This is a genomic window from Allostella sp. (assembly GCF_041913585.1).
Classification (GTDB): Bacteria; Pseudomonadota; Alphaproteobacteria; order ATCC43930; family Allostellaceae; genus Allostella.
This window is the reverse complement of the sequence record NZ_JAYSFE010000021.1, coordinates 1-24,532: the sequence shown is the minus strand read 5'-3', so window position 1 is coordinate 24,532 and position 24,532 is coordinate 1. Positions and strand designations below refer to the sequence as shown.

21 protein-coding genes are annotated in these 24,532 nt (G+C 72.0%); 11 read left to right on the top strand and 10 right to left on the bottom strand.

What is annotated here, in order from left to right; translation table 11 throughout:
- Positions 1-39: 39 nt before the first annotated feature.
- The 4 genes from ACE3Q3_RS06215 to ACE3Q3_RS06200 are packed head-to-tail and all read left to right on the top strand — an operon-like array spanning position 40 to position 3,161.
- On the top strand, positions 40-588 hold the full coding sequence (locus tag ACE3Q3_RS06215; RefSeq protein WP_374443571.1) for a CDP-alcohol phosphatidyltransferase family protein: 549 nt from the start codon (positions 40-42) through the stop codon (positions 586-588).
- A complete protein-coding gene (locus tag ACE3Q3_RS06210) occupies positions 585-1,649 on the top strand; it encodes an AI-2E family transporter (protein ID WP_374443568.1) in 1,065 nt (354 codons plus the stop codon). The genes ACE3Q3_RS06215 and ACE3Q3_RS06210 overlap by 4 nt, the downstream gene beginning before the upstream one ends.
- Positions 1,646-2,356: a DNA replication protein gene (locus ACE3Q3_RS06205; RefSeq protein WP_374443565.1), complete on the top strand. Its 711-nt coding sequence runs from the start codon at positions 1,646-1,648 to the stop codon at positions 2,354-2,356. The genes ACE3Q3_RS06210 and ACE3Q3_RS06205 overlap by 4 nt, the downstream gene beginning before the upstream one ends.
- A gap of 25 nt (positions 2,357-2,381) precedes the next feature.
- On the top strand, positions 2,382-3,161 hold the full coding sequence (locus ACE3Q3_RS06200; RefSeq protein ID WP_374443562.1) for an SDR family oxidoreductase: 780 nt from the start codon (positions 2,382-2,384) through the stop codon (positions 3,159-3,161).
- Positions 3,162-3,171: 10 nt separating this feature from the next.
- Here ACE3Q3_RS06200 and ACE3Q3_RS06195 read toward each other — a convergent pair whose 3' ends face one another.
- Positions 3,172-3,690 carry a histidine phosphatase family protein gene (locus ACE3Q3_RS06195; protein WP_374443559.1) on the bottom strand — a complete coding sequence of 173 codons (519 nt, stop codon included), beginning with the start codon at positions 3,688-3,690 and terminating at the stop codon, positions 3,172-3,174.
- A gap of 83 nt (positions 3,691-3,773) precedes the next feature.
- Between ACE3Q3_RS06195 and ACE3Q3_RS06190 the strand changes: the two genes are divergently transcribed.
- The 4 genes from ACE3Q3_RS06190 (at position 3,774) to ACE3Q3_RS06175 (ending at position 9,807) form a co-directional block, all read left to right on the top strand.
- Positions 3,774-5,978, top strand: a complete 2,205-nt coding sequence (locus ACE3Q3_RS06190; RefSeq protein ID WP_374443557.1) for an RNA degradosome polyphosphate kinase — start codon at positions 3,774-3,776, stop codon at positions 5,976-5,978.
- Positions 5,971-7,494 (top strand): Ppx/GppA family phosphatase, encoded by a 1,524-nt coding sequence (locus tag ACE3Q3_RS06185; RefSeq protein WP_374443555.1) that lies wholly within the window; start codon positions 5,971-5,973, stop codon positions 7,492-7,494. The genes ACE3Q3_RS06190 and ACE3Q3_RS06185 overlap by 8 nt, the downstream gene beginning before the upstream one ends.
- Positions 7,495-7,530: 36 nt before the next feature.
- Positions 7,531-8,391 carry an alpha/beta fold hydrolase gene (locus ACE3Q3_RS06180; RefSeq protein WP_374443552.1) on the top strand — a complete coding sequence of 287 codons (861 nt, stop codon included), beginning with the start codon at positions 7,531-7,533 and terminating at the stop codon, positions 8,389-8,391.
- Between the two features lie 66 nt (positions 8,392-8,457).
- The gene (locus ACE3Q3_RS06175) at positions 8,458-9,807 is read left to right on the top strand and encodes a ferric reductase-like transmembrane domain-containing protein (protein WP_374443550.1); all 1,350 of its coding nucleotides are present in this window, start codon (positions 8,458-8,460) and stop codon (positions 9,805-9,807) included.
- A 27-nt stretch (positions 9,808-9,834) separates the two neighbouring features.
- On the opposite strand, the gene ACE3Q3_RS06170 is transcribed toward ACE3Q3_RS06175, so the two are convergent.
- From ACE3Q3_RS06170 to rnd, 5 genes are all read right to left on the bottom strand, one after another.
- Entirely contained in the window at positions 9,835-10,359 is a 525-nt protein-coding gene (locus tag ACE3Q3_RS06170) for an arsenate reductase ArsC (RefSeq protein ID WP_374443547.1), read from the bottom strand.
- A gap of 44 nt (positions 10,360-10,403) precedes the next feature.
- On the bottom strand, positions 10,404-11,675 hold the full coding sequence (arsJ, locus tag ACE3Q3_RS06165; protein WP_374443544.1) for an organoarsenical effux MFS transporter ArsJ: 1,272 nt from the start codon (positions 11,673-11,675) through the stop codon (positions 10,404-10,406).
- Positions 11,672-12,715 (bottom strand): ArsJ-associated glyceraldehyde-3-phosphate dehydrogenase, encoded by a 1,044-nt coding sequence (locus ACE3Q3_RS06160; protein ID WP_374443542.1) that lies wholly within the window; start codon positions 12,713-12,715, stop codon positions 11,672-11,674. The genes arsJ and ACE3Q3_RS06160 overlap by 4 nt, the downstream gene beginning before the upstream one ends.
- A 25-nt stretch (positions 12,716-12,740) precedes the next feature.
- Entirely contained in the window at positions 12,741-13,577 is an 837-nt protein-coding gene (locus ACE3Q3_RS06155; protein ID WP_374443537.1) for a metalloregulator ArsR/SmtB family transcription factor, read from the bottom strand.
- Between the two features lie 124 nt (positions 13,578-13,701).
- On the bottom strand, positions 13,702-14,862 hold the full coding sequence (gene rnd, locus ACE3Q3_RS06150) for a ribonuclease D (protein ID WP_374443534.1): 1,161 nt from the start codon (positions 14,860-14,862) through the stop codon (positions 13,702-13,704).
- A gap of 256 nt (positions 14,863-15,118) precedes the next feature.
- On the opposite strand from rnd, the gene aspS reads away from it, so the two are divergent.
- Both aspS and ACE3Q3_RS06140 read left to right on the top strand, forming a co-directional pair.
- Entirely contained in the window at positions 15,119-16,903 is a 1,785-nt protein-coding gene (aspS, locus tag ACE3Q3_RS06145) for an aspartate--tRNA ligase (protein ID WP_374443533.1), read from the top strand.
- A gap of 178 nt (positions 16,904-17,081) precedes the next feature.
- The gene (locus ACE3Q3_RS06140) at positions 17,082-18,782 is read left to right on the top strand and encodes a uracil-xanthine permease family protein (RefSeq protein WP_374443530.1); all 1,701 of its coding nucleotides are present in this window, start codon (positions 17,082-17,084) and stop codon (positions 18,780-18,782) included.
- Positions 18,783-18,797: 15 nt separating this feature from the next.
- Here the strand turns inward: ACE3Q3_RS06140 and ACE3Q3_RS06135 are convergent, their stop codons facing one another.
- The 4 genes from ACE3Q3_RS06135 to ACE3Q3_RS06120 are packed head-to-tail and all read right to left on the bottom strand — an operon-like array spanning position 18,798 to position 23,912.
- Positions 18,798-20,579, bottom strand: coding sequence for an acyl-CoA dehydrogenase (locus ACE3Q3_RS06135; protein ID WP_374443527.1), 1,782 nt, complete (start codon positions 20,577-20,579; stop codon positions 18,798-18,800).
- 7 nt (positions 20,580-20,586) lie between these two features.
- On the bottom strand, positions 20,587-21,699 hold the full coding sequence (locus ACE3Q3_RS06130) for an acyl-CoA dehydrogenase family protein (RefSeq protein ID WP_374443524.1): 1,113 nt from the start codon (positions 21,697-21,699) through the stop codon (positions 20,587-20,589).
- A 3-nt stretch (positions 21,700-21,702) separates the two neighbouring features.
- The gene (locus tag ACE3Q3_RS06125) at positions 21,703-22,899 is read right to left on the bottom strand and encodes an acyl-CoA dehydrogenase family protein (protein WP_374443521.1); all 1,197 of its coding nucleotides are present in this window, start codon (positions 22,897-22,899) and stop codon (positions 21,703-21,705) included.
- Positions 22,900-22,934: 35 nt separating this feature from the next.
- Positions 22,935-23,912 carry an alpha/beta fold hydrolase gene (locus ACE3Q3_RS06120; protein WP_374443517.1) on the bottom strand — a complete coding sequence of 326 codons (978 nt, stop codon included), beginning with the start codon at positions 23,910-23,912 and terminating at the stop codon, positions 22,935-22,937.
- Positions 23,913-23,948: 36 nt separating this feature from the next.
- Between ACE3Q3_RS06120 and ACE3Q3_RS06115 the strand changes: the two genes are divergently transcribed.
- Positions 23,949-24,532, top strand: a 584-nt coding sequence (locus ACE3Q3_RS06115; RefSeq protein WP_374443514.1) for an SDR family NAD(P)-dependent oxidoreductase, incomplete at its 3' end; no start/stop codon positions are given.

Sequence of the window (24,532 nt, the reverse complement as noted above, 5' to 3'; positions counted from 1 at the left end):
GGGCCGGCGCCGCTGCGCTGACGCCCCGGGCCCGCCGCCTTGTACCTCGCGAACATCATCACCCTCGGCCGGCTGCTGTCGGTGCCGGTCATCGTCTGGCTTCTCATCGACGGATCGATGCTGCCGGCCTTCGCGTTGTTCGTCGCCGCGGGCGTGTCGGACGCGGTCGACGGCTTCCTCGCCCGGCGCTTCGATCAGCGCTCGGAACTGGGCGGCTACCTCGATCCGCTCGCCGACAAGGCGCTGCTGGTCGGGGTCTACGTCACGCTGGGCCATGTCGGCCTGCTCCCGGCCTGGCTGGTGATCCTGGTCGTGTTCCGCGACGTCATCATCATCGGGGGGGCGGTGCTGCTCTACATGTTCACCCACCAGCTCCAGATGGCGCCCCTGCGCATCAGCAAGCTGAACACGGCGATGCAGATCGTCCTCGCCGCGGGGACGCTCGGCGTCGCCGGCTTCGGGCTGGACGACCGCGGGGCGACGCATCTCTTCGCCTATCTCGTCGGCGCCACGACGGCGCTCTCCGGGGCGGCCTACATCCTGCAATGGAGCCGGCATCTGGCGCTCGCCGCCGGCGGGCGCAATTGAGCCGGCGGTCGGTCGGCTGGTTCTGGGCGGGCGCGGTCGCCGTCGCCGGCCTGCTGTTCTATCTCGTCAGCGACGTGCTCTTCCCGTTCGTCGTCGGGCTGGTCGTCGCCTACATCCTCAATCCCCTGGTCGACCGGCTGGCGGTGTACGGACTGCCGCGCTGGCTCGGCACGCTCGTCGTCGGCAGCGTCTTCGTGCTGATCGCGATCGCGGCGGTGCTGATCGTCGTCCCGCCGCTGGTCGACCAGACCATCGACCTCGCCGCGCGGATGCCCGAGATCGTCGAGGCGGTGCGATTGCGCCTCCTCATCGTCGGCGACACCATCCGCGAACGGATCGGGCCGGAGAACACGGCCGAGCTCGAGGCGTTCCTGACGCGCCAGGTCGGCACGGTCGCTTCCTGGGCGGCCGGGCTCGTCGGCGGCATCGTCGGCAGCGGCTTCGCCATCTTCAACGCCCTGTCGCTCGTCTTCATCACCCCGATCGTCGGCTTCTATCTCCTGCGCGACTGGCACCACATCCTCGCCAGCCTCGACGTCAACGTGCCCGACGCCCACCGGGCCGAGGTCCACCGGGTGGCGATCGAGATCGACCACCGGCTGGCGGGGTTCCTGCGCGGGCAGGGCGTGGTCTGCCTCGCGCTGGGCACCTTCTACGCCACCGGCCTGACCCTGGTCGGCCTCGATTTCGGGCTGGCGATCGGCATCTTCTCGGGCCTCGTCTCCTTCATCCCGTTCGTCGGGTCGATCTCGGGCCTGGTGCTGTCGACCTCGGTGGCGCTCTTCCAGTTCTCCGACTGGACGTCGGTCGCCGTCGTCGTCGGCGTCTTCCTGGCGGGGCAGGCGATCGAGGGGAACTTCCTCACCCCCTGGCTGGTCGGCGACCGGGTCGGGCTGCATCCGGTGTGGGTCATCTTCGCGCTCTTGGCGGGCGGCGCCGTGTTCGGCTTCGTCGGGCTGCTGCTGGCGGTGCCGGCCGCGGCCGTCATCGGCGTGCTGGTCCGCTTCTCGCTCGAGCGCTACCGCGCCGGACCGCTCTTCCACGCCAAGCCGGACGCGTGACGGTCCCGCGCCAGCTGCCCTTGCCGCTGGAGCGCCGGCCGGCGCTCGCGGCCGACGACTTCCTGGTCGCCGAGGGCAATCGCGCCGCCGCCGCCTGGCTCGACCGCTGGCCGGATTGGCCGGGACCGGCGCTCGTCATCGCCGGCCCGCCGGGGGCGGGAAAGACGCATCTCGCCCGGATCTTCGCCGACCGGACGGGGGCCGCGCTGTTCGAGGGGCGGCGCCTGGGGCTGGCGGCGCTGTCGCCGCTGATCGAGGGGGCCCCGGCGGCGGTCGCCGTCGACGACGCCGACCAGGTGCCGGACTGGGCGACCCTGCTCCACCTCTACAACGTCCTGGCGGCGCGCCAGGGCCATCTGCTGCTGACCGCCGGCCGGGCCCCCGCCCGCTGGGGGATCGGGCTGGCCGACCTCGCCTCGCGGCTGGCGACGGCGCCGGTGGCGGCGATCTCCCCGCCCGACGACGTGCTGCTCTCGGCGGTGCTGGCCAAGCACTTCTCCGACCGCGGCATCCCGGTCGAGCCCGGGGTGGTGACGTTCCTGGCGGCGCGCATCGAACGCTCCTTCTCGGCCGTCCGGGCGGCGGCGGCGGCGATCGACCGGCACGCGCTCGCGGCCGGCCGGCGGGTCACCCTGCCGCTGGTGCGCGCGGCATTGCCTGAACTCGCCCCCGCGACCCATGATCGCGCCCCGGACGAATCGGTCTGACGACGAGCAACCTGAGGAGAAGGCGATGGATCTCGGCTTGAAGGGGAAGAGCGCTCTGGTCTGCGCGGCGAGCAAGGGCCTCGGCAAGGGCTGCGCCGTGTCGCTGGCCCGCGAGGGCGTCGAGGTGACGATCCTGGCGCGCGGCGTCGAGGCCCTGGAGGCGACCGCCGAGGAGATCCGGCGCGAGACCGGCGCCAAGGTGACGAGCCTCGCCTGCGACATCACCACCCCCGAAGGCCGCCAGAAGGCGCTCGCCGCCTGTCCGGCCCCCGACATCCTGGTGACCAACGCCGGCGGCCCGCCGCCCGGCGACTTCCGTCAGTGGGGCGAGGCCGAGTGGCTGGCGGCGCTCAAGGCGAACATGCTGACGCCGATCGAACTCATCAAGGCGACGATCGACCCGATGATCCAGCGCCGCTTCGGGCGCATCATCAACATCACCTCGGGCGCGGTGAAGATGCCGATCGATGTCCTCGGCCTGTCGAACGGCGCGCGCACCGGCCTGACCGGGTTCTGCGCCGGCCTCGCCCGCCAGGTGGCGCAGCACGGCGTCACCATCAACAACCTGCTGCCGGGTCCCTTCGACACCGACCGGCTGCGCACCAACACGAAGATCGCGGCCGAGAAGTCGGGCAAGAGCTTCGACGACGTCTGGAACCAGCGGATGATGCAGAACCCAAGCCGCCGCTTCGGCACGGTGGCCGAGTTCGGCGACGCCTGCGCCTTCCTCGCCAGCGCCCAGGCCGGCTTCATCACCGGACAGAACCTGCTGATGGACGGCGGCCACTTCCCCGGCACGCTCTGAGCGCGCGCGGCTACTTCAGTTCGCGGGGCGCCACGTAGGCGACGAGGCGCCCCGTGCCGTCCCGCGCGTCGCGCCAGTCCCCGGCGAAGGCGATCGTCGCCAGCGCCCCGGTCGGGAAGGCGTCGCCGAGCCGCCGCCGCAGGGCCGGGTCGCCGGCTCCCGCGAGCGCACGCGCGAGGTCGTGGAGGCCGGGATTGTGGCCGACCAGCATCGCCTGGGCGACGTCGGGCAGGCCGCGGACGATGTCGCCCAGGCGATCGGCATCGGCAAGGTAGAGGGCGCGGTCGAAGCGGACCTCGGGCTCGCCCGCGAGGCCGGGCCGGACGCCCTCCAGCGTCTCCCGGGTGCGGCGGGCCGGCGAGCACAGCACCAGCGCGGGCCGTGCGTCCGCCTCGGCCAGCATCCGCGCGATCGCCCGCACGGCCCGTCGGCCGCGCCCGTTCAGCGGCCGGTCGAAATCGTCCATGCCCGGGTCGGCCCAGCTCGACTTGGCATGCCGCAGCAGCAGCAGGGTGCGGGAAGAGGCCATCGTCCGATGGAATTAGGCCGGCGTCACCCGCGCCGCAAGCCGCCTGCCATGACACCGTCATGACGGCCGGCTAGCATGGCGCCATGACCGACGAAGCCCACCCCGCCCGCAGCGAGGCCGAGCCCGCCGCGGAATCGCGCCGCCCGCGCGCTGCCCGCCGCCGGCCGCCGGCCCATCCGGAGGAGGGGCAGCAGCCCAACCGCTTCATCAACCGGGAGCTCTCCTGGCTCGCGTTCAACGAGCGCGTCCTGGCGGAGTCCGAGAACCTGCACCACCCGCTGATGGAGCGGCTGCGCTTCGTCTCGATCTCGGCCGGCAACCTCGACGAGTTCTACATGGTCCGGGTGGCCGGTCTGAAGGGGCAGGTCCAGGCGGGCGTCGTCACCCCCAGCCAGGACGGGCTGGCGCCGGCCCAGCAGCTCCAGGCCATCACCCAGCGGGCGCTCCGCCTGATGGCGGCCCAGCAGGAGCGCTATCGCGCCCTGCGCGGCGAGCTGCGCCAGGCCGGCGTCTCGGTGGTCGATCCCTCGGAACTGACCGGCGAGGAGATGGCCTTCCTCGCCGAGCGCTTCCGCGAGGAGACCTTCCCCGTCCTCACGCCGCTGGCCATCGACCCCGCCCATCCGTTCCCGTTCATCCCCAATCTCGGCATCGGCCTCGTGCTGGCGCTGCGGCGGCGCCAGGATGGCGAGCGGATGGAGGCGATCGTCCTGCTGCCCCAGCAGCTCGGCCGCTTCGTGCGCCTGCCCGGGCCCGATATCCGCTTCCTGGCCATGGAGCAGTTCATCGGCCTCTTCCTCGACCGGCTGTTCCCGGGGTTCGACGTGCTCGGGCGCGGGGCCTTCCGCGTCCTGCGCGACAGCGAGGTCGAGATCGAGGAGGAGGCGGAGGACCTGGTCCGCCTCTACGAATCCGCCCTGAAGCGGCGCAAGCGCGGCCACGTCATCCGGCTCGGCGTCACCTCGGACACGACCGAGGAGCTGCGGACCTTCCTGATCGAGCAGTCGCACCTCGGCGCCGACGACGTCTTCGAGGTCGACGGGCTGGTCGGGCTGGTCGACATCCGGCAACTCATCGTCGACGAGCGGCCGGACCTCAAGTTCCGGCCCTACCATCCCCGCTTCCCGGAGCGCATCCGCGACTTCGGCGGCGACTGCTTCGCCGCCATCCGTTCCAAGGACATCCTCGTCCACCACCCCTACGAGAGCTTCGACGTCGTCGTCCAGTTCGTCCGCCAGGCGGCGGCCGACCCGGCGGTGGTGTCGATCAAGCAGACGCTCTACCGCACCAGCAACGATTCCCCGATCGTGCGCGCGCTCATCGAGGCGGCCGAGGCGGGCAAGTCGGTGGCGGCGCTGATCGAGCTCAAGGCCCGCTTCGACGAGGAGCAGAACATCCTCTGGGCCCGCCATCTCGAGCGCGCCGGCGTCCAGGTCGTGTACGGCTTCGTCGACCTCAAGACCCATGCCAAGATCTCGCTGGTCTCGCGCCGCGAGGGGGCCGGGCTGCGCAACTACGTGCATTTCGGCACCGGCAACTATCACCCGTACACGGCCAAGGTCTACACCGACCTCTCCTTCTTCACCTCCGATCCCGTCCTCTGCAGCGACGCCGCCAAGTTCTTCAACTACATGACCGGCTACGCCATCCCGGAGGGGCTGGAGAAGCTGGCGATCGCGCCGATCACGCTGCGCCAGACCCTGGTGCGGCACATCGAGGAGGAGATCGAGCACGCCCGGGCCGGCCGTCCGGCCGCGATCTGGGCCAAGATGAACGCGCTCGTCGATCCCGACATCATCGACGGTCTCTACCGGGCCTCGCAGGCGGGCGTGCGGGTCGAACTCGTGGTCCGCGGCATCTGCTGCCTGCGGCCCGGCGTTCCCGGCCTGTCGGAGAACATCCGGGTCAAGAGCATCGTCGGGCGCTTCCTGGAGCATGCGCGCATCGTCTGCTTCGGCGGCGGCCATCCGATGCCGTCGCCGTCCGCCAAGGTCTTCATCTCCTCGGCCGACTGGATGCCGCGCAATCTCGACTACCGGCTGGAGGCGCTCGTGCCGATCGAGAACCCGACCGTCCACGAGCAGGTCCTCGACCAGATCATGGTGGTCAACCTGCGGGACGCGGCGCAAAGCTGGACCTTGGGGGGCGATGGCGAGTATGTCCGGGTGTCGCCGGACGGCGACGGATTCTCGGCGCACGGATATTTCATGACCAATCCCAGCCTTTCCGGCCGCGGCAGCGCCCTGAAGCAGGCCCCCCGGACGAAGTCCGCGCCGCACGGTGAGTGACCCTACCGCCAGCCCGGCGGCGGGACCGCGGGACCGCCGCGTCGGGGTGATCGACGTCGGCTCGAACTCGATCCGCCTCGTCGTCTTCGACGGGCTGCGGCGGTCGCCGCTCGCCCTCTTCAACGAGAAGGTTCTGTGCGGCCTCGGCCGCGGGCTCGAGAAGACCCGGCGCCTTCATCCCGAGGGCACCGTCCAGGGGCTGGAGAACCTTCGGCGCTTCGTGCGCCTGGCCCACCTGATGGGCGTCGGCCAGCTCGACGTCCTCGCCACCGCGGCGGTTCGCGAGGCGACCGACGGTCCCGACTTCGTTGCCGCCGTCGAGCAGCAGTGCGGCGTCCGCGTCCGCGTCATCACCGGCCAGGAGGAGGCGGCCCTCTCCGCCGCCGGGGTGCTCAGCGGCATCCCGGACGCCGAGGGCGTGATGGGCGACCTCGGCGGCGGCAGCGTCGAACTGGTGCCGCTCGCCGGCGGCGTCGCCGGCCCGGGGGTGAGCCTGCCGCTCGGCCCCCTGCGGCTCGCCGACATCGCCGCCGACAGCCCGAAGAAGGCGCGCGACCTCGTCGACACGGCACTCGCCGGCGTCGGCTGGCTCGCCGGGCAGCGCGGCCGCAACCTCTACCTCGTCGGCGGGGCATGGCGGGCGCTCGCCCGCATCCACATGGACCGCGCCGGCTATCCGCTGCACGTCATCCATCATTATGCGATCGAGCGGCCGGCGATGGACGTGTTCCTGCGCGATCTCGCCAAGCTCGGCCGGAAGTCGCTGGAGAAGCTGACCGGCGTCTCCCGGCGCCGCCTCGACGCCGTCCCCAACGCCGCGCTCCTGCTCGGGCGGCTGGTGGAGGCGCTGATGCCGCCGCGCATCGTGTTCTCGGCGACCGGGCTGCGCGAGGGGCATGTCTTCGCCGGCCTCGACCCGGCGGAACGCGCCGCCGATCCGCTGCTCTCCGCCTGCCGGAGCATTGCCGCGCGCGGCCGCCGCTTCGGCGCCGACGGCGACCACCTGGTCGCCTGGACCGACCCGCTCTTCGCCGACGACCCGCCGGCCCTGCGGCGCCTGCGCCACGCCGCCGCGCTGCTCTCGGACAGCGCCTGGAACGAGCATCCCGACTATCGCGCCGAACAGGCGTTCCTGGGGGCGCTCCGCCTGCCGCACGGCGGCATCGACCATCGCGGACGGCTGCTGCTGGCGACGATGCTGCACGCGCGCTATGGCGGCGACGCCGACGCCGCCGTCGTCGCCCCCTACGGGCGGCTCGCCAGCGCCGGCGAGCGGCTCTGGGCGGAAGCGGTGGGGCTGGCGCTGCGCGTCGGCTACACGGTCTCCGGCGGCTCGCCCGAAGCGCTCCAGCGCACCCGGCTCGAGACCGGCGCCGGCGGCGGCATCCGCCTCGTCCTGGCGCGCGAGGACGAGGTGATGGCGGGCGAGGCCGTCCGCCGGCGTCTCGACGCGCTCGGCCGGGCGCTCGGCCGCCCCGCCGCGGTCGGCTTCCGGGAGGCCGCCGCCGCGGGCTAGCATCGCCCCCGATCGGACCTTGGGGGAGATGACCGGATGACCGCCGTCGCGCATCACTACGCACGCCTGCCGCAGGTGGCGATGCACTACGTCACGGCGGGCGCCGGAACCCCGGTGGTCCTGCTCCATGGCTGGCCCTCGACCTGGTACGAGTGGCGGCACGTCATCGCCCGGCTGGTCCCCGGCTGGCAGGTGATCGCGCCCGACCTGCGCGGCCTCGGCGACAGCTCGCGGCCGGCCACCGGCTACGACAAGCAGACCGTCGCCGCCGACGTGCGCGACCTCGTCCGTCACCTCGGGATCGGCCGCTTCCACCTCGTCGGCCATGACTGGGGCGGGCCGACGGCATTCGCGCTGGCGACCCAGATCCCCGACCAGGTCCGCACCCTGTCGATCGTCGACGTGACGGTGCCGGGGCTGGGGCCGGACATCTCCCAGGGCGGGCGGCGCTGGCATCACGCGTTCCACCGCACGTCCGACCTGCCGGAGGCGCTGGTCGCCGGCCGCGAGCGGCTCTACCTGTCCTGGTTCTATTCGGAATTCGCGTGGCGGACGGGGGCCATCTCCGACGCCGACATCGACGAGTATGTCCGCACCTACTCCAAGCCGGGGGCGCTCCGCGCCGGCTTCGCCTACTACCGTGCCAGTCCGGAGGATGCGGAAGCCAACATGCGGCTGCTGAAATCCGGGTTCCGCCTGCCGATGCCGGTGCTGGCGCTGGGCGGCGCCCGCACCGAGGCGCGGGCCCGCGGCATGGAGCCGGCGGAATCGCTCGCCTGCATCGCCGACCGCGTCGAGGGCGGCGTCATCCCGGAATCCGGCCATTTCGTGCCGGAGGAGCAGCCGGACGCGCTGACGGACCGACTGCTCGCATTCTGGCGATCGCACCCGGATTGAGCCACCTCAAGGCCCGGCCGCCGCCGCGGGCCGAGGATGCTCGGACACGGCAGCGGGGGCAGGGTGATGACGCGGATCGCACTGGCATTCTGGGGCCTGCTGGTCCTCCTGGGCGGGCTATGGGTCCTGGCCGATCCGGGCGCGCTGGCGGCGGCCGGCATCTTTCCGCTGCGCGCCGGCATGGTGCAGGCCACGGGCGTTCTCGCCATGGGCTGCTTCAGCGCCGCCATGGTGCTGGCGCTCCGGCCGGGGTGGCCGGAGCGGCCGCTGGGCGGCCTCGACAAGATGTACCGGCTGCACAAGTGGTTCGGCATCGGCGGCCTGGTCCTGGCGGTGCTCCACTGGCTGTGGGTCGAGGCGCCGAAATGGGCGGTCGGGCTGGGCTGGCTGGAACGGCCGCAGCGAGGCGCCCGCGGCACGGCCGCGGGTCCCGTCGAGCAGGCGCTGGGCAGCCTGCGCGGGGCGGCCGAGGGGCTCGGCGAATGGGCCTTCTACGCGGCCGTCGCCCTGATCGTGCTGGCGCTGGTGCGATGGGTGCCCTATCGGCTGTTCCGCCGGACGCACCGATGGCTGGCCGCGGCCTACCTGGTGCTCGTCTTCCACACGCTGGTCCTGACGCGCTTCGGCTACTGGTCCTCGCCGCTCGGGCTGGTCCAGGGGCTGCTGCTCGCCGCCGGGACGTGGGCGGCGGTGGTGGCGCTTCTCGGCCGCATCGGCATCCGGCGTCGTGTTCCCGGCCGCATCGTCGACCTCCGCTACTATCCCGAAATCCGGGTGCTGGAAGGGCGCGTCGCCGTCAGCGACGCCTGGCCCGGGCACCGCGCGGGGCAGTTCGCCTTCGTCACGTCGGATCGGGCGGAGGGTGCGCATCCCTATACCATCGCGTCCGCCTGGGACCCGGCCGACCCTCACCTCACCTTCATCGCCAAGGAACTTGGCGACCATACCGGGCGGCTGCGCGAGCGCCTCGTCGCCGGCCAGCCGGTGACGGTCGAAGGGCCCTACGGCTGCTTCACCTTCGACGACGGGCGGCCCCGGCAGATCTGGGTCGGCGCCGGCATCGGCATCACCCCCTTCATCGCCCGCATGAAGCAGCGCGCCGCGATGGCAGCCGACGACCCGGAGCGGGCGCGGCCGGTCGACCTTTTCCATCCGACGGCCGACCACAGCGCCGCGGCGATCGCCCGGCTGACGGCCGACGCGGCGGCGGCCGGCGTCCGCCTGCATGTCCTCGTCGACGCGCGCGACGGACGGCTCAACGGCGACCGCATCCGGACCGCGGTGCCGGACTGGCGCGAGGCCGGGATCTGGTTCTGCGGCCCGGCCGGATTCGGTCGTGCGCTGCGCGCCGACTTCGCACGCAACGGCCTGCCGGTGCGCACCCGGTTCCACCAGGAGCTGTTCGACCTCCGATGACGGCCGCCGGGGCGGCCGCCCCGGCACTCAGGACGCGGTTTCCTCCATCGCGTCCGGGCGCAGGCGGCCGATCGCGTCGATCCGGCGCTGCAGCGCCATGCGGTCGAGCGCCTCGATCGGCAGGGCGGCGAAGATGCGCAGCCACTGGTTCAGCATGCGCAGGACGTCGCGGAACGCCTGCATGCGCTCGGCTTCGCTGCCGGTCGCGGCACCGGGATCGGGGATGCCCCAGTGCGAGGTGACCGGCATGCCGGCCCAGCGCGGGCAGGCCTCGCCGGCCGTCTGGTCGCAGAGCGTGAACACGAAGTCGAAGACGGGCGCGTCGGGGCCGGCGAACTCCGTCCACGATTTCGAGCGCAGATGCGGGTCGACGATGCCCTCGCCGGCGAGCAGCGCTGCCGCCATCGGGTGAATGTGCCCGCGCGGCGTCGCACCGGCGCTGTAGACCGCGAAACGCCCGCGGCCGAGCTTTCGCAGCAGCGCCTCGGCGAGGATGCTGCGCGCCGAGTTGCCGTTGCACAGGAAGAGGACGTTGTATCGTCGTGCGTTCATGCTGCGGCCTCCTGGGTTCGAGCGCGGCGGACGTTGCGCGGCCGTCAACCGCCCGAGGCGACGGCGGGCGGCATCGGGGACAAGGCTTCGCGATCGGCGTGACGGGGCAGGAAGAGGGTCAGGCCCCAGCACGCCGCGAGCATCGCGAAGGAGCCGAGCAGGCAGGCGGTGAGCCCGCCCGTCTGGTAGAGCAGCCCGGAGAGGAGGATGCCCATCAGCCGGCCCGAGGCGTTGGCGGCGTAGTAGAACCCGACATCCTCGGCCGCCTTCTTCGCGCCGGCATAGGCGAGGATGAGATAGGAGTGGAGGGAGGAGTTGACGGCGAACGGGATGCCGAAGAGGACCAGCCCCGCCGTCACGAGGAGATCGGACACCAGCAGGTCGGGCGCCGTCGCCTGCGGCAGCAGCATGGCGACGACGAGCGCCGCCGGTACGGCCGCCAGCAGGGCCGACCAGACCTGTGCCGCCCGCACCTCGCGGCTGAGGCCGTCGGCGCTGCGCATGACGAGCCGCGGCGCCGCCGCCTGGATCGCGCCGTAGGCGATCGTCCAGGCGGCGAGGAAGCCGCCGACCTCGAGGAAGCTCCAGCCCCGGCTGTAGAGGAAGACCGGCAGGCCGACGACGAACCAGACGTCGCGCGCGCCGAACATGAAGATGCGGGCGGCGGCGAGCAGGTTGACGCCGCGGCTCTTGCTGAAGAGCTCCTTCATGCTCTTCGAGGCGCCGGCCTTGCCGAGCCCCGCCGGCAGGGAGAGCGCGGCCGCCGTCAGGATGACGGCGATGAGCCCGGCCAGCAGCCACAGCGCGCCGCGGAAGCCGGCGACGTCGAGCAGCAGGCCGCCGACAAAGAAGCCGGCGCCCTTCATGGCGTTCTTCGAGCCGGTGAACCACGCCACCCAGCGGAAGAGCTGGCCGCTGCCCGATCCGGCGGTCGCCTTGATCGCCGACTTGGAGGCGGTCTTGGTGATGTCCTTGGCGACGCCGGCGACGCCCTGGGCGGCGACGACCCAGGCCACCGACATCGCCGCGCTCCATCCGGGATCGAGCGCGGAGAGCATCAGCAGGCCGGCCGTCTGGAGCGACAGCCCGACCGTCAGCATGCGCGGAATGCCGAAGCGCGCCGCCAGCCAGCCGCCGCCGAGATTGGCGAGGATGCCGGCCGCCTCGTAGAGCAGGAAGAGGAAGGCGAGGGTGAACGGGCTGTAGCCGAGCCGGAAGAAATGCAGCAGCACCAGCATCCGCAGGGCGCCGTCGGTCAGCGTGAACCCCCAGTAGGCGGCGGTCACGATCGCATAGTTGCGCGCGCCGCTGGTCATGGGCCGGCCGCGCGGACGATGTTGGCGAGGTCGACCATCCGGCAGGCGTAGCCCATCTCGTTGTCGTACCAGGCATAGACCTTGAGCATCGTCCGGTCGGTGACGATCGTGCTGGGCGCGTCGACGATGGCGCTGCGGGTGTCGTTGGCGTAGTCGACCGAGACGAGCGGGCGATGCTCGATGCCGAGGATGCCGGCGAGCGGGCCGCCGGCCGCGGCCGCGAAGAGCGCGTTCACCGTCTCGGCGTCGACCGCCTTCTCGAGTTCGAAGACGCAGTCGGTGAGGCTGGCGTTCAGCACCGGCGCCCGGACGGCGTGGCCGTCGAGCCGCCCTCTCAACTCGGGATAGATGAGGGCGATGGCGGTGGCGCTGCCGGTCGTCGTCGGCTGGAGCGAGTTCATCGCCGAGCGCGCGCGGCGCAGGTCCCGGTGCGGGGCGTCGACGACGACGTTGGTGTTGGTCGGGTCGTGGATCGTGGTGATCTGACCGTGGCGGATGCCGATCGCCTCGTGGATCACCTTGACGACCGGCGCGAGGCAGTTGGTCGTGCAGGAGGCCGCCGTCAGCAGCCGGTGCCGCGCCGGCTCGTAGCGGTCGTCGTTGACGCCGACGACGACGTTGAGCGCCGCCGGGTCCTTGACCGGCGCGGCGACGATGACGCGCTTCACGCCGCGGTCGAAATAGCCCTGGAACTGGTCGGGCCGGAGGAACTTCCCCGTGCATTCCAGCACGATGTCGCACCCGAGGTCGCCCCAGGGAACGTCGCCGGGCTGGGGTGCGGCGCTGAAGCCGATGTGGCGGTTGCCGATCGTGATCGCGGTGTCGTCCTCGACCGTGAAGGCGGCGCGCCAGCGGCCATGGGTGCTGTCGAACTCGAGGAGATGCGCCGCGGCGGCCGCACCGCCCTTGATCTCGTTGACATGGACGACGTCGAGGCGATTGCCGGCGCGCGGATCGCCCGGGTCGCGGACGACCCCGCCGAGCCCCGCCCGCAGCGCGAGCCGCCCGATCCGTCCCATGCCGTTGATGCCGATTGCCATCGCAGCCGTCCTTTCCGATCGCGCCCTAGCCGGTCGTCGCCAGGCCGCCGAGTTGGTCGAGCCGCAGCTTCGCGGTCGCCCGGTCCATGGCGGCGAGCGGCAGCCGGCAGAAGCGTTCCAGCCGGCGGCGGAGCCCGGCATAGAGCTCGGCCAGCAGCGCCGACCGCTCGCGCTGGGAGCCGGCGAAACGGGTCGGGTCGGGGAGCAGCCAGAGGCCCGCGACGGGGCTGCCGAGATCGGGCCCCGGCGTGTCGTCCGGCATGTCGCAGAGCGTGATGACGAAATCCATGCGGGCGCTGGTCTCGCGGGCGAACTCGGCCCACGACTTGCTCCGCAGCGTCGCCACGTCGTGGCCATGCGCCCGGAGCAGGTCGATCACCTGCGGCAGCGGCGCCGGGGCGGGGTCCGGCCCGGCCGAGTAGCCGCGGAACCGGCCGCCGCCGATACCGGCGAGGATCGCCTCGGCCATGATCGAGCGCGCGGAATTGTGCCGGCACAGGAAGAGCACGTTGAAGCTGGGTGCGAGCGCCGGTGCGGCCGGCTCGTCGAGCAGCGCCCGGATGCGCTCGCCCCAGGCGTCGTCGTCGCCGCAGAGTTCGGCCAGGGACCGGACGAGACCGCGCAGGCCCGGCGCATGCGCGGTGTAGATCAGCTGCCGGCCGCGGCGGGTGCCGCGGATGAGCTGCGCCTGCTCGAGCGCGGCCAGGTGGAAGGACAGCGTCGACGGCCGCACCTCCAGCGCCGCCCCCAGCTCGCCGGCGGCGAGGCCGGCGGACCCGGCCCGCCGGAGCCGGTCGAGCAGGCCGATGCGCGTCTCCTGCGAGAGGGCCGAGAAGGCGAGGGCGGCATGGCGGGCGTCCATGCCGGAGAGTGTAGTCGATTCGATGTTTCGAGAAAAATCGAATATTTGTTGCAGTACGATGTCACGGCCCGCACGCGGGCGGACCCTCTGGCCGCGTCCTGCGAGGGGGCGAAGCGGGCGCCGGCTACGCCGCCTCGCCGAGGCTGACCACGGCGATCGACTTGCCGTGGGCGGTCAGGCCGAGCCGGCCGTGCTTCAGCGCCAGCGCATGCTGGCCGAAGACCTCGCGGCGCCAGCCTTCGAGGGCCGGCACCTTCGCGTCGTCGGAGGCGGCGATCCGCTCCAGGTCGTCGGCGGAGGCGACCAGCTTCTGGGCGACGTCGTGCTCCTCGCACTTCATCTTGAGGAGCACCCGCAGGAGGTCGCACAGCGGTCCCAGCCCGGGCGGCATGTCCTGCCGCGGCGGCGGCTTGGGAAGCTGGGATTCCGGCAGCGACAGGCCGCGCTGCACCGCCTCCAGGATTTCCGTCCCGAAGCGGCCCTCGGCCAGCCCCTTGCCGAGGCCGCGGGTGCGGGCGAGGTCGTCCACCGAGGTCGGATGGTGGGCGGCGATTTCCAGGATCGCCTCGTCGCGCAGGATGCGGCCGCGCGGCATGTCCTTCTCCTGGGCGGTGCGCTCGCGCCACGCCGCCACTTCCTGGAGGACGGCGAGGAAGCGGCCGGAGCCGCCGCGGATCTTGAAGCGCCGCCAGGATTCGACGGGGTCGAGGCGGTAGGTGCCGGGCTCCAGGAGGACGTTCATCTCCTCGTCGAGCCACTCGCCGCGTCCCGACCGTTCGAGCCGCCGGCGCAGCTTCTCGTAGGTCGGCCGGAGATGGGTGACGTCGGAGAGCGCGTAGGTGAGCTGGCGCTGGGTCAGCGGCCGCTGCGCCCAGTCGGTGAAGCGCGACGACTTGTCGATGCGCGCACCGGCGAGCTTGGTCGCGAGGTTCTCGTAGGACACCGCCTCGCCGAAGCCGCACACCATCGCCGCGACCTGGGTGTCGAACAGCGGCTCGGGGATGCGGCCGGTCAGATGGTAGAAGATCTCGATGTCCTGGCGGGCGGCGTGGAAGACCTTGACGATGCGCTCGTCGAAGAGGAGCTCGATGAGCGGCGCCAGATCGATGCCGGCCGCCAGCGGGTCAACGGCGGCCGCCTCCTCGGGACCGGCGATCTGGACCAGGCAGAGCTGCGGCCAGTAGGTCTTGTCGCGCATGAATTCGGTGTCGACCGCGATGTAGTCGGCGCCGGACTGGCGCTGGCAGAAGGCGATCAGGGCTTCGGTGTCGGCGATCAGCGTCATTCGGCCTCGGGATGGCGATGCCGCCGGAAGGGCGGTCGCGGAGGGTTCGGTCTCGTCGTTCGGTCTCGTCGTTCGGTCCCCGGCCCGCGGCCGGCGGCCACGCCCGACATTAGGCGCCGCGGGGCGGCGGGTCGAGCCGCCCGTTCGCGGGCGGGGCCCGGCGGCGGGGGCTGCCGCGACACGTCATCTTGACACGGGCGCGGCTCGCGTGCGCTTTTCGCCCGCCCGTTCCCGACCCCCATTCGACGGTTTCCCGATGCACGCCTATCGCACGCACACCTGCGGCCAGCTCCGCGCCGAAGACGTCGGCGCCGAAGCCCGCCTTTCCGGCTGGGTTCACCGCAAGCGCGACCACGGGCAGCTGGTCTTCATCGACCTGCGCGACCATTACGGCATCACCCAGTGCGTCGTCGACGTGTCGAGCGGCCTCTTCGCCGCGGTCGACGCGCTGAAGCTGGAAAGCGTCGTCACCGTCACCGGCAAGGTCGTGGCCCGTTCGGCCGAGACCGTCAACAGCAAGCTCGACACCGGCGCGATCGAGCTCCAGATCCGCGAACTCGCCGTGCAGTCGGTCGCCGACACCCTGCCGATGCCGGTCAACGCCGACGCCGACTATCCCGAGGACATCCGGCTGCGCTACCGCTTCCTCGACCTCCGGCGCGAGGCGATCCACCGCAACGTCATGCTGCGCTCGCGCGTCATCGCCAGCATCCGCCGGCGCATGATCGAGGCCGGCTTCGCCGAGTTCCAGACGCCGATCCTGACCTCGAGCTCGCCCGAGGGCGCACGCGACTTCCTGGTGCCGAGCCGCATGCATCCGGGCCAATTCTACGCCCTGCCGCAGGCGCCGCAGCAGTTCAAGCAGCTCCTGATGGTGGCCGGCTTCGACCGCTACTTCCAGATCGCGCCCTGCTTCCGCGACGAGGACAGCCGCGCCGACCGCTCGCCGGGCGAGTTCTACCAGCTCGATTTCGAGATGTCGTTCGTCACCCAGGAGGACGTGTTCCGGACGATCGAGCCGGTGCTGTCCGGGGTCTTCGACGAGTTCGCGGGCGGCCGCTCGGTCACCCCGCCGCCGTTCCCGCGCATCCCCTTCGACGAGGCGATGCTGAAGTACGGCTCCGACAAGCCCGACCTGCGCAACCCGCTCGTCATCACCGACATCACGGACATCTTCGCGCGGTCGGAGTTCCAGGTCTTCGTGAAGATCGCGAAGTCGGGCGGCGTCGTCCGCGCCATCCGGGCGCCGGCCGCGGCCCAGCGGCCGCGCAGCTTCTTCGACAAGCTGAACGACTGGGCGCGCGGCGAGGGGGCAGCGGGCCTCGGCTACATCACGCTGGTGGACGGCGAGGCCAAGGGACCGATCGCCAAGTTCCTGTCGGCCGAACTGGTGGCCGAGATCCGGGCGGCGACCGGTGCCGTCGACGGCGATGCGGTCTTCTTCGTCGGCGACAAGAAGGCGGCCGCCGAGAAGCTGGCCGGCCAGGCCCGCAACCGCATCGGGCAGGAGATGGGGCTCTACGAGGAGGGCACCTTCCGCTTCTGCTGGATCACCGACTTCCCGATGTACGAGCTCGACGAGAAGACCGGCCAGATCGTCTTCTCGCACAATCCCTTCTCGATGCCGCAGGGCGAGCTGGAGGCGCTGGAGACCAAGGATCCGCTCGAGATCAAGGCGTTCCAGTACGACATCGTCTGCAACGGCGTCGAACTGTCGAGCGGCGCCATCCGCAACCACAAGCCCGAGATCATGTACAAGGCCTTCGCGATCGCGGGCTATTCCCGGGAGGACGTGGAGCAGCGCTTCGGCGGCATGCTCAACGCCTTCAAGTTCGGCGCCCCGCCGCACGGCGGCTCGGCCCCCGGCATCGACCGCATCGTCATGCTCCTCGCCGACGAGCCGAACATCCGCGAGGTCATCGCCTTCCCGCTCAACCAGCAGGCGCAGGACCTGCTGATGCAGGCGCCCTCGCCGGTGCCGCCGGAGCGGCTGAAGGAACTGCACATCCGGCTCGACCTGCCGCCGGTCAAGAAGCCCTGAGCCGGCGGGGCCGACCCAGCCCGGCCTGCCTCCCCCCGCCCGCGATTCCCTCGCATCTTCCCCGAGACGGCCGCCCGCCGGTCGGCTAGTCTCGGCTGCGGGGCCGCCGGGAAATGCCACGTCCGATGGCAACCGGCCGGGCGCGAGCCGCGGGGGCGGACGGGACGGGGAGGGGCGGGTGGCACGCAAGCCGGCGAACCTGGTCTATGGGCTCGACGACCGGCCGCCCTGGTCGGTGACGCTGCTGCTGGCGTTCCAGCATGCCGTCCTCATCCTGATGTTCGTCGCCTACCCCCTGATCGTCGCCGCGGGGGCGGGCTTCTCGCCGGAGGCGACGCGCAACTTCGTCACCGCCACCATCCTCGCCATGGGGATCGGCACCATCCTCCAGGCATGGAGCCGCTTCGGCAGCGGCTATCTCCTCGTCCACAACCCGAACCCGATCCACATCCCGACGCTGATCCAGGCGGGCGCGGTCGGCGGCCCGGCGCTGATCGCCACGCTCGGCCTCTTCAGCGCCGCGGTGCAGGCGTCCATGGGACGGATCATCCGGCCGCTGCGACGGCTGCTGCCAGCCGAGGTCTGCGGCGTCACGGTGACGATGCTGGGCGTCTCGCTGATCCTGCCCGGGCTCGACCGCGCGCTTGAGCTGTCGCCGGACCGGACCGTCTTCCAGGCCGACAGCCTGCTCGTCGCCGCCCTGTCGCTCGCCTTCATGCTGGCGGTGGCGATCTTCGCCCGCGGCCGGGTCCGGCTGTTCTCACTGCCGATCGGGATCGCCGTCGGCTGGGCGGCGGCGGCGGCCGTCGGCCTCGACGACCATGCGCCCAAGGTCGAGATCGCGGCGCTGCCGTGGCTCGACCTGCCGCTGCGCCTGCCGTCCTTCGCCTTCGACTTCACCTTCGTGCCGGCGATCGTGCTGGGCGCCTTCATCGCCGCCATCGACACGCTCGGCATCATGATCTCCGTCCAGCGCATGAACGACGCCGACTGGCGCCGCGCCGACCTGCGCGGGGCCGCCCGCGGCATGGTCGCCGACGGCGCGAGCTGCACCGTCAGCAGCGTCCTCGGCGGGATGCCGACGCACATCTCGTCGTCCAACGTCGGCCTGGCCTTCGCCACCGGGGCGACCGCCCGCATCGTCGCCACCGTGACCGGCGCCATTCTGGTGGTGGCGGCGCTCTGCCCGCGGGTCGCGGCGACGGCGACCATGGTGCCGCTGCCGGTGCTGGGCGCGATCATCCTCTATTCGGCCGCCTACCTCATCACCTCGGGCATGGAATTGATCCTGTCGCGGCGCCTCAGCGAGCGCCGCGTCTTCATGGTCGGCCTGTCGATCATCGCCGGTATCAGCCTGCTGGTGATCCCGCAGGTCTTCCGCGGCGTGCCGGAGATCCTGGCGCCCTTCTTCGGCTCGCCGCTGTCGCTCGCGGCCATCGTCGCGCTGCTGCTCAACCTCGTCTTCCAGATCGGCATCAGCCGGCAGGCGACGCTCGCCATGCCGGCGGACGCCAACCCGTTCCTGGCGGTGCAGGACTTCCTCGACCGCCAGGGCGAGCTGTGGGGCGCCCGGCGCGACGTCATCGTGTCGGCGGCGCGGACGACGGCGCTGGCCGCCGAGGCGATCCTCGAATCGGGGCTGGCGCGGGACGGCGTGCGGCTCGACGTGCTCTTCGACGAGACCCATCTCGACGTCGCCGTCGTCTACCAGGGCACCGCCATCGAGCGGCCGAACGCCCAGCCGGCGCCGGAAGCGCTGCTCGGCGACGAGCGCGAGGTCGGGCGCTATGTCGGCTGGACCCTGGGCCAGCTCTCGGATTCGCTGGAACTGCGGTCGGACGGCGACCGCCAGACGGTGCTCATCCGCTTCGAGCACTGAGGCGGGGGCGGCCGCTCACAGCCAGTCGGGATCGGTCTCGCGGACGGTGGCGTCGAGGCGTTCCACCAGGTCGGCCCAGTGCTCGGTCTTCGGCAGTTCCCAGCGGAAGAACCAGCGGCAGGCGGCGAGCTTGCCGCGCGGCAGCGGGTCGTCGGGCAGGCCGAGGGCGGCCAGCGCCTGATCGAGCCAGAGCCAGGCGACGACGGTATGGCCGGCGAGGTCGAGATAGGCGGCGGCGTTGGCGAGCGCGTCGGCCGCCCGGCCGGCCGCCATCGCCGCCCGCGCCGCCCGCGTCACCCGGTCGAGCCGGCGGGCGGCCGTGTCGAGGGCGGTCGCCATCTCGTCCAGCGCCGGATGGGCGGCGGCGCGCGCGGCGGTCGCGTCGATGCGGAGCAGCAGGTCGGCCATGGCGGCGCCCTCCTGCATCGTCGCCTTGCGGCCGAGCAGGTCGAGCGCCTGGATGCCGTTGGTGCCCTCGTGGATCGGGTTGAGGCGGTTGTCGCGATAGAACTGCTCGACCGGGTACTCGCGGGTGAAGCCGTAGCCGCCATGGACCTGGATCGCGAGCTTGTTCGCCTCCAGGCACCATTCCGCCGGCCAGGCCTTGACGATCGGCGTCAGCACCTCGAGCAGGCGGTGGGCGCGGGCCCGCTCCGCCGGGTCGGCGAGCGTCCGGCTGTCGTCGACGATCCGCGCGGCATAGAGGCAGAGGGCCATCCCGCCTTCGGCATAGGCCTTCTGCGCCAGCAGCATCCGCCGCACGTCGGCGTGCTCGACGATCGGCACCTGCGGCCGGGTCGCGTCCTTGGCGTCGGCCGGCCGGCCCTGCGGCCGGGTGCGGGCATAGTCGAGGGCCGCCAGATAGCCGGCATGGCCCAGCATCGCCGCGCCCAGGCCGACGCCGATCCGGGCCTCGTTCATCATCTGGAACATCTGGGCGAGGCCGCGGCCGGGCTCCCCCACCAGCTCGGCGATGCAGCCGTCCGCCTCGCCGAAGTTCAGCACCGTCGAGGTGGTGCCGCGCCAGCCCATCTTGTGGATGAGACCGCCGAGCCGCACGTCGTTGCGGCGGCCGAGGCCGCCGTCGTCGCCGACCGCGAACTTCGCCACGAGCATCAGCGACAGGCCCTTCGCGCCGGGCGGCGCGCCGGCGATGCGGCAGAGCACGAGATGGACGATGTTCTCCGCCAGCTCGTGGTCGCCGCCGGAGATGAAGATCTTGCCGCCCTTGAGCCGCCAGGTGCCGTCGGCGGCCGGCGTCGCCACCGTCCGCACGTCGCCCAGCGACGAGCCGGCCTGCGGCTCGGTCAGCGCCATGGTGCCGAAAAAGCGCCCGGCGCGCATCGCCGGCAGGTAGCGGCGCTTCTGCTCGGCGCTGCCGAAGCTCTCGATCAGGTTGGCGGCGGCGATCGTCAGCAGGGGATAGGAGGCGGTCGCGATGTTGGCCGCGTCGAAGATGCCGAAGCAGGCCTGGGCGACCAGGTGCGGCAGGGCCATGCCGCCCGCTTCCGGCGCCGCTTCCATGGCGAAGAAGCCGGCCTCGGCGAAGGCGTCGAGCGCCGCCTTCGCCTCCGGCACGACGACGACGCGGCCGTTCTCCAGCCGCGGCTCCTCGCTGTCGCCCTTGCGGTTGTGCGGCTGGAAGTGGCGGGCGGCGATCGCCTCGGCGGTGTCGAGCGCGGCCGCGAAGGTCTCGCGACCGTGGTCGGCGAAGGCGGGCCTGGCCGTCAGCCTCTCGGCCGCCAGCCAGTCGAAGAGCAGGAAGTCGAGGTCGGCGCGGCGGACGAAGGCGGCCAAGCGCGGATCACGCGGCCTGGAAGCGGGCGAGGTGGTGGTCGCCGTCGCCGAAGGTCTGCTCGATCGCGGTCAGCCGCTTGAAATAGTGGCCGACCTGCATCTCGTCGGTCATGCCCATGCCGCCATGGAGCTGGACGGCGGTCTGGCCGATGATCCGGCCGCTCTTGCCGATCTGCACCTTGGCGGCGGAGATGGCGCGCCGGCGAAGGGTGGCATCGACCTCGCCGGCATGGACGGCCGCCACGATCGCCATCGAGCGCGACTGCTCGAGCTCGACGAACATGTCGACCAGCGCGTGCTGCAACGCCTGGAAGTTGCCGATCTTGGTGCCGAACTGCTCGCGCGTGTTGAGGTAGTCGCGGGTGCGCTCGAAGGTCGCCTGCATGCAGCCGACCGCCTCGGCGCAGAGGGCCGCGGTGGCGATGTCGACCGCCTGCTCGATCACGGGCAGCGCCCCGCCGTCGGGGCCGAGCAGGGCGTCGCCGCCGACCGCGACGCCGGCCAGCGTCACCTCGGCGGCGCGCTGGCCGTCGATCGTGAGATAGGGGCGGAGCGACAGGCCGGCGGTGCCGGCCGGCACCAGGAAGAGCGAGATCCCCGCCGCCGTCCGCGCCGAGACGATGAAGTGGGTGGCCGACGGCGCCCCCAGCACGACGCTCTTGGCGCCGTCGATGACGAAGCCGCCGCCGCTGCGCGCCGCCTTCGCCTCGACATGGCCGAGGTCGTGGCGCGCCCGCCGCTCGCCATGGGCGAAGGCGAGGAGGGTGTCGCCGGCGATGATCCCGGGCACCAGGGCCGCGCGCTCTTCGGCACTGGCGGCGAGCTTCAGCAGGCTGCCGCACAGCACCACGGTCGGCAGGAAGGGCTCGACGACGAGGCCCTTCCCGAACGCCTCCATCACCACCATCGTGTCGACGCCGTCGCCGCCGATCCCGCCCTCGTCCTCGGCGAAGGGGAGGGCGAGCAGGCCGAGTTCGGCGAAGGTCCGCCAATGCGCGCGGCTGAAACCGTCCTCGGAGGCGACGATCCGGCGCCGGGCGTCGAAGGCGTACTCGTCCTGGACGAAGCGCTCGATCGAATCGCGCAGGAGCTGCTGCTGCTCGGAGAGTCCGAAATCCATGGATCAGGCCCTGAGGAGGATCTTGGAGACGATGTTCTTCTGGATCTCGTTCGACCCGCCGTAGATCGAGGTCTTGCGCCAGTTGAGATAGGTCGGCGCGAACGCGGCCGCCCCTTCGGGTCCGACCGGCTCGACGTTGGCCCCGCCCTCCAGCGCCTCCGGCAGGAAGGGCAGGGCGTAGGGGCCGGCGGCCTCGACGAAGAGTTCGGTGATCGCCTGCTGGATCTCGGTGCCGCGGACCTTGAGGATCGAGGGCTCGGGGCCCGGCACCACGCCCTTGGTCTCGTTCGCCAGCGCCCGCAGGTTGGTGTATTCGAGCGCCATCAGCTCGATTTCGATGCGCGCGATCTTGTCGCGGAAGGGGCCGTGCTCGATGAGCGGCCGGCCGCCGATCGTCTCCTCGGCGGCGACGCGGCGCAGCTTCTCCAGCATCTTCTTGGAATGGGCGATGCCGGCGATCCCCGACCGCTCGTGCCCGAGCAGGTACTTGGCGCAGGTCCAGCCCTTGTTCTCCTCGCCGACGAGGTTCTCGACCGGCACCTCGACGCCGTCGAGGAAGACGTCGTTGATCTCGGCCGAGCCGTCGATGGTGCGGATCGGCCGCACGGCCACGCCCTTGGCGCGCATGTCCATGAGGAGGAAGGAGATGCCTTCCTGCTTCTTGGCCGCGGGGTCGGTGCGGACGAGCACGAACATCCAGTCGGCATATTGCGCCAGCGTCGTCCAGGTCTTCTGTCCCGTCACGACGTAATGGTCGCCGCGCCGCTCGGCGCGCGTCTTGAGGCCGGCGAGGTCGGAGCCGGCGCCGGGCTCGGAATAGCCCTGGCACCACCAGTCCTGGCTGGAGAGGATGCGCGGCAGGAAGCGCTGCTTCTGCGCCTCGGTGCCGAACTTCAGCAGCACCGGCGCCAGCATCTTGGTGCCGAAGGGCATGATCCGGGGCGTGTTCCCGAAATTCAGCTCCTCGTCGAAGATGTGCCGCTGCACCGGCGACCAGTCGCAGCCGCCCCATTCCTTCGGCCAGTGCGGCGCCATCCAGCCGCGGCCGTGGAGGATCTTCTGCCAGGTGACGTAGTCGTCCTTGGCGAGATGCTGCTGGGCGGCGACCTTGTCGCGGATATGCGCCGGGAGGTTGTCGCGGATGAAGCTCCGCACCTCGTCGCGGAACGCGAGGTCCTCGGCGCTGTAGCTCAGGTCCATGGGCGCCCTCCCGATCTTGCTTGGTGGGCCGGAAGCTAGAGAGGCGCCGCAACCTTGGCAAGCGGCCGGCGGCCAAGCCATTCGGCGACGAGCGCGGCGATCTCGGCGGAGTTGCCGTCCATCGTCAGCATGTGCGAGTTGCCGCGGATGCCGATGGCCGGAAGGTCGAGGATTTCGACGGTGCCGCCCGCCGCCCGCAGCGCCGCGGCATAGCGCTCGAAGGCGGCGCGATACGCCTGCCACACGGGACTCGCGGCGAAGAAGTCGCCCCAGACCGCGAGGTGCGGCACCCGGGCGGCGGCCGCGAGATCGACGGTCGCGGGATCGGGCGCGCCCGACGGTTCCAGCAGCACGCAGGCGGCGACGCGTTCCGGCCCGCCGCGGGCTGCCGCCAGCGCGAAGCCGCAGCCCTGGCTGTGGGCGACGATCTCGGCGGGCCCGAGCCGGTCGAGCAGCGCCTCGTAGGCGGCCAGCGTCGCCGCCTCGTTGCCGGGCCAGCGCGGCACCACCTGCCGGGCGAGCGCCTCCAGCCGCTCGACCGGAAACTGCTGACCGGGGAAGGGCGTCCGGGTCGGGTACGCCTCTGGCGGGCCGAGCCGGAACGTCGCCCACATCTCCTGCATCGGGCGCAGCACCGGGTCCCCCGGCATCACGCCCGGATAGGGGAACCAGGAGGCCCGGCCGCGTTCGGTGGCGTCGGCGACGTAGACGTCGTGCCCGGCCTCCAGCATGAGCTGCTGCCACCCGGGGCGGCCGTCGGGCGTATCCTCCCAGGTGACCCCGGTCATGCCGCCGCCGTGCCAGAGCAGGAGCGGCCGCGGCGAGCGCGGCGCCGCGAGGCGGACGTACTGGACGTACATCTGGCCGACCATGAAGTCGCCGTTGGGATCGAACGGGCGGGTCGGGCCGTTGGGGGCGAACGCCGCCATGCGCGGCGGCTGGCCGGCGACCCGGAACGGCCGTCCGCCGACATGGAAGCCGCCGATCGCCGCTACTGCCAGGGGCGGGGTCATCGCGTAAGGTCGGCGGGAAAGAGGGGGGAGGCATTCATGTTCGATCTCGCTGGCAAGGTCGCGATCGTCACCGGTTCCAGCCGCGGCATCGGCCGCGCCGCGGTCAAGGCGCTGGCGAAGGCGGGGGCGCGGGTCGTCGTCTCCAGCCGCAAGCCGGAGGCGATCGAGCCGGTCGCCGCCGCCATCCGCGACGGCGGCGGCGAGGCGATCGCCATCCCCTGCAACGTCGGCCGCGAGGACCAGCTCCGCGCCCTCGTCGAGGAGACGCGGGCCCGCCTCGGGCCGGTCGACATCTTGGTCGGCAACGCCGCGGTCAACCCGTATTTCGGGTCGCTCGAGCGGCTGCCGCGCGAGCCCTTCGACAAGATCATGGGAACCAACGTCTGGAGCAACCTGGTGCTGGCCCGCCTCGTCATGCCGGACATGGCCGGGCGCGGGGACGGGGCGATCATCATCGTCTCCAGCATCGCCGGCCTCAAGGGCACGGGCACGCTCGGCGCCTATGCCATCTCCAAGGCCGCCGACTTCCAGCTCGCCCGCAACCTCGCCGTCGAGTGGGGGCGGCACAACATCCGCGTCAACTGCATCGCGCCCGGCCTCGTCCGCACCGACTTCGCCCG